This window comes from Pirellulales bacterium, from assembly GCA_036267355.1.
Lineage (GTDB): Bacteria > Planctomycetota > Planctomycetia > Pirellulales > DATAWG01 > DATAWG01.
Genome location: DATAWG010000125.1, coordinates 50,396 through 60,351, shown reverse-complemented (window position 1 = coordinate 60,351; position 9,956 = coordinate 50,396). Strand labels below are relative to the sequence as shown.

Genomic DNA, 9,956 nt, shown 5'->3' with positions numbered 1-9,956 from the left:
AGGCGAGCGCCGCTCAATTATTTAGCGTAATCAAAAGTATCTGTTTTCTTGGAGCTATCTCACCGTTGACGCAGCCACCTTCGCCATTTTGCCAAAGCTACAGTTGATTTACGCTTATGACTTGGCCCCCGTCAGGATCGGGGGCGGGAATCGACGATGACCGACTTTGGCACGTGGAATGCCTAAGATCAGCGCTCAAGCAGCCGACTTACGCTACTACCAAAAAACCGGATCATCAAATTCTGGAACGGGCCAGCGCCCCCACACCAATGGCGACCGCAACCTCGGGGACCACCGACGAATCTCGCTTTGAGGGGATTTTCGCGGAAATGCGAACAATCCTCAAGCAGGGCAAACAGGTCTGGAAGCTCGTCCGCCGCAAATACCGCATGGCCCTCATCGGGGCCGCCCTCGTGATGGCGATCTGCAGCACCTGCAACACGGCGGTTCCGTTGTTGCTCGGGCGGCTGGTCGACAAAGTGCAGGCTTACATCAATCGAACGATCGGGCGGCACGACGTGCTGATGCTGGCGGCGTGGTATTTGGGCTTCATGGCTGGCGCCTACATGTTGCGCGAAGCTTTGAATGTCGCTCGGCGATATCTGGTGGCGGTCGCCTGCAGCCATATCCGCCAAGACATGCACGTCGATCTCGTGTCGCACCTGATGACCGTGCGGCTGAGCACGATCTCGCGCGAAAAGCTTGGCACGCTGCATGGCCGGATCTCGCGGAATGTCGAAGGCATCGTGCGCTTCTTGCAGGTGAATTTCCTGGACTTTTTTCCTGCGATGTTCACCGGCCTGTTCGCGCTCGCGGCGGTCGTCAACAAGCAGCCCATCTTGGGACTGGCGATGGGGGGCGTTATTCCGGTGTCGATGTTTCTTACCGCCCGCCAGATCATGTCGCAAAAGGGCGTGCGGCTGAAATTGATGCGCACCTACGAAGAAATCGACGGCGCGGTCGTCGAGCAACTCAGCGGCATTGAATACGTCCGCGCTGCCGACACGCACCGACACGAGATGCAGCGACTTTCGACGGCGACCGAAATGCGCCGCCGCGAAGAGGTGCGGCATAACTTGCACATGGCAATGTTCGGCAGCTCGAAAGCCGTCTGCGAGGGATTGTTTCACGTGCTCGTGTTGGCCACGGCAATCTACATGGCCATTCTCGGACGCATCACGACCGGCGACGTGCTGACATTTTCGATGCTCTTTCTGAGCGTGATGGCTCCAATGAGCGAACTCCATCGGCTCTTGGATGAAGGGCATGAAACCAGCCTGTTGGTGGGCGATCTGCTCGAGCTGCTCGCAGAACCGGTCGATCCGTCGTTTGCCACCCAGGATAAGCAAGCCGCGGCCGCGCTTCGCAACCGGCCCGTGATCGTTGCCGAAAATCTGCGGGTCGAATACCGCACCAAACAAGACCAACACCGCTGGGCGCTGCAAGGAATATCGCTCGCGATTCGGCATGGCGAAACGATCGGCATTGCCGGCCGCTCGGGAAGCGGCAAGACGACATTTCTCAAGGTGCTGCTGCGGCTGGTTCATCCCTGCGACGGGAAATTGTTGATCGGCGGCATGCCGGTCGACGCGGTGTCGCGCGCGGAGATCGGCCGGCTGTTCGGCTATGTCGGGCAGTCGCCGTTCGTTTTTTCCGGTACGATCACCGACAACATCGCCTACGGCAGCAAGAGCATATCGCCGGTCGAAATTCGCCGTGTCGCCGAAATGGCCAACTTGCACGAAGACATTTGTCAGATGCCGGGGGGCTACGACGCAGTGATCAGCGAACGAGGCCAGAATCTCTCCGGCGGGCAGCGGCAGCGATTGGCGCTCGCCCGCGTCCTGCTCAAACAGCCCCCGGTCTTGATCCTTGATGAAGCCACCTCCGCGCTCGACAACATCAGCGAGCGCAATGTGCAACGGGCGCTGGGCGTGGCCAGCGCCGAACGCACGACGATCCTGGTCGCGCATCGGCTCACGACGCTGCGCGATGCCGATCGGATTTTCGTTTTCGACGAGGGGCGAATCGCGGAAGTCGGCAGTTACGACGAACTCGTTGCGGCCGGCGGCGTATTCAACGAACTGGTGCTTTCGGCCGAAAGCGGCGTCAGCCCGGGCGTCAGTCCCAATCGCAGTATCTGGCAGTTCGATCGGGCCTTGGCTTCATCGCAAGAACTGAACGGTCAAGCGGCTCCTCTGCATTTGAGCTCGGCGGCCTCCAGCGGCAAGCACGCCCGTCCGGTTCGTCCCACAGGCAAAGCCGCCGGCAAGCGGCTGCTGCGAACGAGCTGAGCAATCAATGCTGCCGTCCCTGCGCGGCCTAGCCAACGGCGAAAGATACACCCATCGCCAAGCCGATCGCCGCCCCGACGCCCAAAGGCGTAAAATCCGTTTGGCTCGGGAACGGCGACCAATCCGACGGTGCACCGTAGCCGTAGGCGGCCATCAACGTGACGGTTCGGGCGGCAGCGGCGCGGGTTGTTGGTTCTCGGCAGCACGCAAGCGGTCGGCATCGTTGGCGGCACCGCCTCGACGGTCAACGGAGCAACCAGCTACGACGGCGACACGAACGTCGGCGACGGCAGCACTCCGGCCAACCTCACCGCAACACAAATTCTGCAAAACTCGCTGACGATCAACGCCGGCTGGACGGTAACCATCGCTCCCGCAATTGCCGGCAATTCCGAAACACTGCAACCGCCGCGCCGGCCGCCGACGCGAGTTCGATCGCCACTTCAGGCGCCGGCAACCTTGTCGATCCGGCCGGCGATCCGTTTTCAGCCATGAGGCGGCGATCGCTTCCGGAGCGGTTCGCGTTGCCGCGGGGCAAATGTTGGAAACCCGCATCGAGGCCATCGAACGGCTAGCGGCAACCGATCCGGCTCGACGAATCTCTTTTGCAGAGCCGCGTTCTCGCTTCGCTGCCGTCTTCGTCGCATGTTTCCACATCGCTTTCGCCCGCGGAATCGGATGAAACGGAGCCTCACGGCTAAATGATTCAAATAGCCTCGGCGGCCATCGTGGCCGCAAAGAACCGCTCCAACAATTTGCGGGCCATCCCGAACGACAAGGCTGGGGCCGGGATTCCGCTTGAGATACGCTTGCAATTGCTCGGGCGTATCCGATTCGTTCAGGCCGACGCCTTCGGTCTCCGACCATAGAGCACCGACTGCTTCGAGATCGCCCTTGGCCATCGGGGAGATTGTTGGCGACATTTTATGACCGCCGTATAAAGGCATTTGCGGAAGAGGCGGTTTCGACACTGCGTACCTCGATAGCGTAGCCAACGAAATTTCGCGCGCCATCGAACGTGATGATAAACCCGGATAAATTCGCACGGGACAAGCCTAATTCCCGACGGGCCCGGTGCCGTCGCCGAGGCGCCGCCAATTTGCTGGCAATCGGTTGCACGGATTGGATATAATGCATCCAGGTCGGATGGCGGTCCGGCGTGTATCCGGATTTGGGGGATGATGTCCGAACCAAGTTTGGCAGTCCTCTCCGTCAGGCCGTGCCTCTTTTGGAGCTACGGTGATTATTTCCGAACAGCGATTGACGGATCGGCCAGCCCAGACCGGTCCGGCAGATTTGCTGCCAGAGCCGCACGGTCCGAGCCGAGGTGCGAAACGGCTTGCCGGTTCGCGCCCGGCCGCAGACCCTCTCCGCAGGGCAGCCGTTTCCCCGCCCTGCATCCGTGTGCCACTGGCTTTGCCAGTGTTCATCCCGAAAGCCGATTGGTCCGCACGCACTGGCAGAGCCAGTGGCACACGGGCGGATCGCCGCACCTTGAACATGACCAACACGCCGAACCATCTCGAAGGGAATCCATGATTCAGCAATCTACGGCGGTCGAGCTTCCCACCAGTTCGACGAAGCCCAGCTTGCAGCTTGACGATGCCACGGTCCGATTCTGCGGCGACTCCGGCGACGGAATGCAATTGGCCGGCACGCAGTTGACCAACACCTCGGCGCTGATGGGGAACGATGTGGCCACGTTCCCAGATTTTCCGGCCGAAATCCGCGCTCCGCGCGGCACCAAGGCCGGCGTCAGCGGGTTTCAAATCCATTTCGCCAGCAAAGAGATTTTCACCCCCGGCGACTCGGTCGATGCCCTGGTGGCGATGAATCCGGCCGCGCTGGCCACCAATCTGGCCGACTTGGTGAAAGGTGGCATCCTGATCGTCAATCAGGACACATTCGACGAAAAAGATCTGAAGCAGGCCGGCTATAAGCGAAATCCTTTGGAAGACGGCAGCCTAGAAGGCTATCGGCTGTTTCCGGTGGAAATGACAAAGCTGAACCGACTGGCCGTCGAAGATCTCGGGCTGGGGTTGAAAGAGGCCGACCGCTGCCGCAATTTCTTCGCGATGGGGCTCGTCTTCTGGCTCTACGATCGGCCGCTCGATCCGACGCTGCGTTATATCGACGAAAAGTTCGCCAAGGTCGCCCAGGTGGCGGAGGCCAATCGTCGTGCTCTGCGGGCGGGCTACAACTACGGCGAAACGACAGAAGCGTTTAGTGCCCATTTCGCCGTCGCTAAGGCCAAGCTGCCGCCGGGCCGGTATCGCAATATCACCGGCAACCAGGCCTTGGCGTGGGGATTGATCGCGGCCTCAAAGCGAAGCGGCTGCCCGCTGTTTCTCGGCTCGTATCCGATCACGCCTGCCAGCGATATTTTGCACGAGCTGACGCGTTACAAGAATTTCGGCGTGCGCACCTTTCAAGCCGAAGACGAAATCGCCGCGATGACTTCGGCCATCGGCGCCGCGTTCGGCGGATCAATGGCGGTCACCACCTCGAGCGGACCGGGCATCGCCCTCAAGCAAGAGGGAATCGGTCTCGCGGTCATGACCGAATTGCCCTTGATTATTGTCAACGTGCAGCGCGGCGGACCGAGCACCGGTTTGCCCACCAAAACCGAGCAAGCCGACTTGCTGCAAGCGATTTGCGGGCGGAACGGCGAGTGCCCGCTGCCGGTCTTGGCAGCGCAAGGGCCGGGCGATTGCTTTGAAATCGCGCAAGAAGCGTGGCAGATTGCCGTGCGCTACATGACGCCCGTGATGGTGCTCAGCGACGGCTATATCGCCAACGGCTCGGAACCATGGCCGATTCCGGATCTCAAGGCGCGGCTGCCAATTGAAGTGCGGCATCCGGACGGTTTGAACGGCCACGTCGGCGGCGAAACGAATGGCGACGGTGTTGGAAGCAACAATGGCGACCGCTTCATGCCGTATGCTCGCGACCAGCGCCTGGCGCGCCCCTGGGCATTGCCCGGCACACCCGGCCTCATGCACCGCATCGGCGGCTTGGAAAAGCAAGACATCACCGGCAACGTGAACTATGAGCCGGAAAATCATCAGCACATGGTCAATCTGCGGGCGGCGAAAGTCGCGGGCATTGCCCACGAGCTGCCGCCGCAAAAGGTCGACGGGCCAGAGCAAGGGCGGCTGTTGGTTTTGAGCTGGGGGGGCACCTACGGCGCGTGCGCGACAGCCGTTCACGAGGCGGCCGCTCGCGGCGGCTCGGTCGCCCATGCCCATCTGCGGTATCTCAGTCCATTTCCGCTGAACCTCGGTGATATGCTCAAGCGGTATGAAAAAGTGCTGATTCCGGAACTAAATCTCGGGCAACTGCGGCTTTTGATTCGCGGCATGTTTTTGATCGACGCGCAGGGGCTCAACAAAGTGCAAGGCAAACCATTCACGGTGGCAGAAGTGTTGTCGAAAATCGAATCGATGCTGAATTAAGAACGAGCGTCGAGGGCCAGGACGAGGAGGTTAGTTTATGGCCGGCACGGTCGATGCACTGCGCCGCAGCCCGTCACCCCTACAAGCCCGAAGCGGAAGCGAGGGAGCCCCACTGCAAGCGTTATTCCCGAAGAGAAGTGCGTCATAGAAGCCCCTTAAAATGGAGCGCCATCGAGCAGTTCTCCCTGGCTAACGCTTCGGGCTAGTATGCTGACACTTTGGGCCAGCGTAATTTGATCATTCATCTATTCGCAACGAAAAGAACAAATGCCATGAGCGCTGAAACGTCGTTGCCGGTGTTGAGTCCGCAGGATTTCGCCAGTGATCAGGATATTCGTTGGTGTCCCGGTTGCGGCGACTATTCGATCCTGGCCCAAATGAAAAAGGTGCTGCCGTCGCTTGGTGTGCCGCCGGAAAAGATGGTGTTCATCTCCGGCATCGGCTGTTCTAGCCGGTTTCCGTACTACATGAACACCTACGGCATCCACTCGATCCACGGCCGGGCCCCGGCCGTGGCAACTGGCCTCAAAGTCTGCCGTCCCGATCTGATGGTTTGGGTGATCACCGGCGACGGCGACGCTCTCTCGATCGGCGGCAATCATCTGATGCACGCCATCCGCCGCAACGTCGATTTGAAAATCGTGCTCTTCAACAATCGCATTTATGGGCTTACCAAGGGCCAGTATTCTCCCACATCGCCGCTGGGGCAGGTGACCAAGAGCACGCCGCTCGGCTCGGTCGACAATCCGATCCATCCACTGTCGCTGGCCCTCGGCTGCGAGGCGACCTTTGTCGCCCGCTCGATTGACGTCAATATCAAGCACTTGGCGATGGTGCTGAAGCGGGCCGCCGAGCATCGCGGCACGGCACTGGTAGAGGTGTATCAGAATTGCAACGTGTTCAACGACGGTGCGTTCGAATGGGCCACCGATCGCCAAACCAAAGCCGACCACACGCTCGAATTGGAGCACGGGAAGCCGCTCGTCTTCGGCAAGAATCGCGACAAGGGAATCCGGCTCAATGGCGTGGAACTCGAGGTCGTGCAGCTCGGCAAAGGGATCAGCGACGACGATCTGCTATTCCACGACGAACGGCTCCAGCAATCGGGCCTGGCCTATCTGCTCAGCCGAATGCATTATCCGCAATTCCCCGAGCCGATCGGCATTTTCCGCGACGTCGAACGCACGATTTACGACCAGCAAGTGAACGCGCAGATCGCCGAGGCACAAGCCAAACGGGGCGACGGCAGCCTCGATGCACTATTCAACACGGGCGACACGTGGGTCGTGGAATAGTGCCGCCCGTGAAAGCCGCAAGATTAACACGAAGGGGTACGGCGGCGCTGCGATCGCTAGCGATTCTGCTCGCAATCGGCAGCGCATTATCCGCCGCGCGGCTTGCGGCCCAAGCCGCGAATTCTGCCAAGCCGCCCGAAGATGCAAAGCCCGCCGCGGTTAGCGCGACAAATTTTCTTTATCGCTCGCCGCAGGGCCTCGAGTTCGAAGTGACCGCCGCAGGACTCTCGGCGATCCGCGTGGCCGGCCGCACCTTGGCCTCCGGCGGCTGGAGCCTCTTCAACGCCGAGAACTGGTTCAAGAACAGCGGAAGTGGCGCCGTCAAAACCGAGCCGGTCAGAACAAAGTCGCTGGAAAGGCTCGGCCCGCGGCAGGCACGAGTCGTCCACGTCGGCGATCAGGTCCGCACGACGACCGACTACACCTTCGACGGCGAAGACGTCACGATTTCCGCACGCGTCGAAAACCAGAGCGCCGACCAGCCGCTCAATGTCGTCGGTTTTTCCGGGCTGACCTTCGACTTCGATCGGCCGCCGGAAGGGCTGATGCAGGTACAGCATATCAGCTACTTTCAAGCCCACGGGCTGGCATTGTGCCATCCCAGCTATTGGTCGCCGATCGGCGGCAGCTATGCGGTCGACAGCTCGATCGGAGTCGGCCTGTCGCCGTGGAAGACGGGCTTGGCGCGGACGCTGATTCTTTGGGACTATTTTAGCTGGGAGCCCAATGCGCGGGAAAAACTGCCTAAGCGGCGGTTGATCTATTTCGTCGGTTTGCCGGTGCCCGCTCGCGGCGCCCGAACATTCGACTTGCGGCTGCGCGTCAGCTCCGACCGCGATTGGCGTCATCTGCTCGCCCCCTATCGCGAGCATTTCTTAGCCACTTTCGGCACGGTCGGCTACGACGCCGATTATCGCTGGATTGCCACCGACTACCTGAACCATAGCCGGCAGGCCATCTCACCCACGAATCCGTATGGATTCCAGGGCGGAGCGCGGCGGCTCGATCTTCGCGAAGGCGTCGATGCATTCTGCAAGACCGTGATTTCGGCGCTGAAGTCGGCCGGCGGACAGGGAGTGATCCTTTGGGGCCAGGGGGGAGAAGACCCGCGGGGAGCGATGTACCGGCCCGATTTCGATATTCTGCCGCCGGAAGTCGAGCGCAACTGGCCTGTGCTCGCCGAGCGGTTTCGCGATGCGCACCTCAAGTTGGGCGTCGCCACCCGGCCGGCCGATCTCGCGCTCCGCCTCGATTGGCAACAAGACCAGATCATTCCCATCAATGCCGACGATCCGGCCCATCGCGAAATGCTCTGGCGGCGATTTCAACGCATGATCGACCGCGGCTGCACGCTTTTCTACCTCGACAGCTTCGGCGACGATCTCGAGCACGTAAGGCTGATGCGCTACCTGCGGCAGCGGATAGGCCGAAAGATCCTAACCTTCACCGAACATCAATGCGACGCGATGCTTCCCTTCTCGGGCGGCTATTCGGAAGCCACGTTCGACGCTGCCGCGCCCGCCGGACCGGAATACCGCGTTTGGTCCGGCGCGGACAGATGGCGGATCTATCAATGGCTCGTCCCCGGCGCCCAACTCGCTGCGCGGCTGTATCAGGTGCAAGGCCGGATTCCCGACAGCTTCGAGCCGGTCGATGAGTTTTTCTTCCGGCAACACATCACGCCGTTGTTGCCCGTCTCCGATTTTCGCCGCGTTGCCGGTCTTCGGGCAATTCAGGATGCCCACCTCGACGCGGACGGAAAATGGAAGACCGCCGCAGATAGCAAGCCGTCGCCATAGTGCGGGCGGAACTGAATCCGCTACACTTCGACCGGCTCGCGCTTTTCGCGCGTGGAAGCAGCGGAGCTTGACGCCTCGGCAGTGGACGGCATGGCTGCTGATGTCACAGCCACTTTCGAAGCGGCGGCCAGCCGTTGGCTCCCGGCCGCCGGCACGTTTGCCATCAAGGCCTTGGCGTTGGCGGCGCGGGCCCGGCGAACCTTCCAATACATGCAGCCGCAGAATGTGCCGAGCAGCAGATACGGCATCCCCATCATGAACAGAATGCTGTAGAAAAATCCCTTGGCCACACCATTGTGTGCTGCATCCTGATGCCCCAACGCCTCGCCGCACGTCGGGCAAGCGACCGCCAGCGACTGAACCACGGCGACCAGCAACACCGCGAGCGCCATGATCGCAACCGGCCTGCTGATAACTCGCCGCATGACACACCTCGGGCAAAAAACCGCAAAGCACAATCAGCCACGGATTACACCGGTCAAACGGATGAAGAATCACAGGAACCGACTGCCACGGTCCCTTCTGTATATCCGTGTCATCAGTGTGATCCGTGGTTTTCCCTCGTTCTTACGTCGGCCGATTCTACCGCGCTAACCTGCCAGTGGGTAGAGAATATAGAGCATCAAATAGACCACCACGCCGGTCACCGACACGTAAAACCAAATCGGCCAGGTCAGCTTCGCCAGCTTGCGATGGGCGATCCGCCGGTCTTTCAGACCCAAATAGATCGTCGCACCCGCCAGAAACGGCACCGTTGCCGCCAGCACCACGTGCGAAATCAAAATCGCGAAATAGACTGGCCGTGCAAATCCGTGACCGTGAAACAAAGCCGGCGGATTCGTGAGATGGTAGGTCAGATAGCAGCCCAAGAACACGACCGACACCGCGAATGCCGCAAGCATCAATTGCTTGTGCGATTGCTCCCGCCCGCGCTTGATTTCCACGAGCCCCAGAACCAGCAATAAACACGCCGTAGCATTGAGCACGGCATCGATCGTCGCCAGCGGATGGATGGAAGGAGGCAAGGGCAAGGGCAAGGGCGAGGGGCGAGGGGCGAGCGAAACCGCGAGCGAGCTTCACGCCGCCGGATTATGAAGCTGGTTTGCGGTTTCG

The 9,956-nt window shown here is 60.7% G+C and carries 7 protein-coding genes; 5 read left to right on the top strand and 2 right to left on the bottom strand.

Translation table 11 applies throughout. The features are described from left to right. Positions 1-269: 269 nt before the first annotated feature. The 5 genes from VHX65_19720 (at position 270) to VHX65_19700 (ending at position 8,843) form a co-directional block, all read left to right on the top strand. Complete coding sequence (locus VHX65_19720) at positions 270-2,294, top strand: ABC transporter ATP-binding protein (GenBank protein ID HEX4000787.1); 2,025 nt, start codon at positions 270-272, stop codon at positions 2,292-2,294. Between the two features lie 189 nt (positions 2,295-2,483). Beyond that, positions 2,484-2,789: a hypothetical protein gene (locus VHX65_19715; protein ID HEX4000786.1), complete on the top strand. Its 306-nt coding sequence runs from the start codon at positions 2,484-2,486 to the stop codon at positions 2,787-2,789. A gap of 1,040 nt (positions 2,790-3,829) precedes the next feature. Further along, positions 3,830-5,749: a 2-oxoacid:acceptor oxidoreductase subunit alpha gene (locus VHX65_19710; protein ID HEX4000785.1), complete on the top strand. Its 1,920-nt coding sequence runs from the start codon at positions 3,830-3,832 to the stop codon at positions 5,747-5,749. 272 nt (positions 5,750-6,021) lie between these two features. Continuing rightward, positions 6,022-7,044, top strand: coding sequence for a 2-oxoacid:ferredoxin oxidoreductase subunit beta (locus tag VHX65_19705; protein HEX4000784.1), 1,023 nt, complete (start codon positions 6,022-6,024; stop codon positions 7,042-7,044). Between the two features lie 8 nt (positions 7,045-7,052). Continuing rightward, positions 7,053-8,843 (top strand): hypothetical protein, encoded by a 1,791-nt coding sequence (locus tag VHX65_19700; protein HEX4000783.1) that lies wholly within the window; start codon positions 7,053-7,055, stop codon positions 8,841-8,843. Positions 8,844-8,863: 20 nt separating this feature from the next. Here the strand turns inward: VHX65_19700 and VHX65_19695 are convergent, their stop codons facing one another. Next, on the bottom strand, positions 8,864-9,268 hold the full coding sequence (locus tag VHX65_19695; protein HEX4000782.1) for a hypothetical protein: 405 nt from the start codon (positions 9,266-9,268) through the stop codon (positions 8,864-8,866). Between the two features lie 165 nt (positions 9,269-9,433). Further along, complete coding sequence (locus tag VHX65_19690; GenBank protein HEX4000781.1) at positions 9,434-9,868, bottom strand: DUF420 domain-containing protein; 435 nt, start codon at positions 9,866-9,868, stop codon at positions 9,434-9,436. Between the last annotated feature and the right edge of the window lie 88 nt (positions 9,869-9,956).

What these genes read in the sequence shown, in the direction of transcription:
- VHX65_19720 (HEX4000787.1), top strand. Translation starts at nt 270, where the DNA reads ATGGCGACCGCAACCTCGGGGACCACCGACGAATCTCGCTTTGAGGGG.
- VHX65_19710 (HEX4000785.1), top strand. Translation starts at nt 3,830, where the DNA reads ATGATTCAGCAATCTACGGCGGTCGAGCTTCCCACCAGTTCGACGAAG.
- VHX65_19705 (HEX4000784.1), top strand. Translation starts at nt 6,022, where the DNA reads ATGAGCGCTGAAACGTCGTTGCCGGTGTTGAGTCCGCAGGATTTCGCC.
- VHX65_19695 (HEX4000782.1), bottom strand. Translation starts at nt 9,268, where the DNA reads ATGCGGCGAGTTATCAGCAGGCCGGTTGCGATCATGGCGCTCGCGGTG.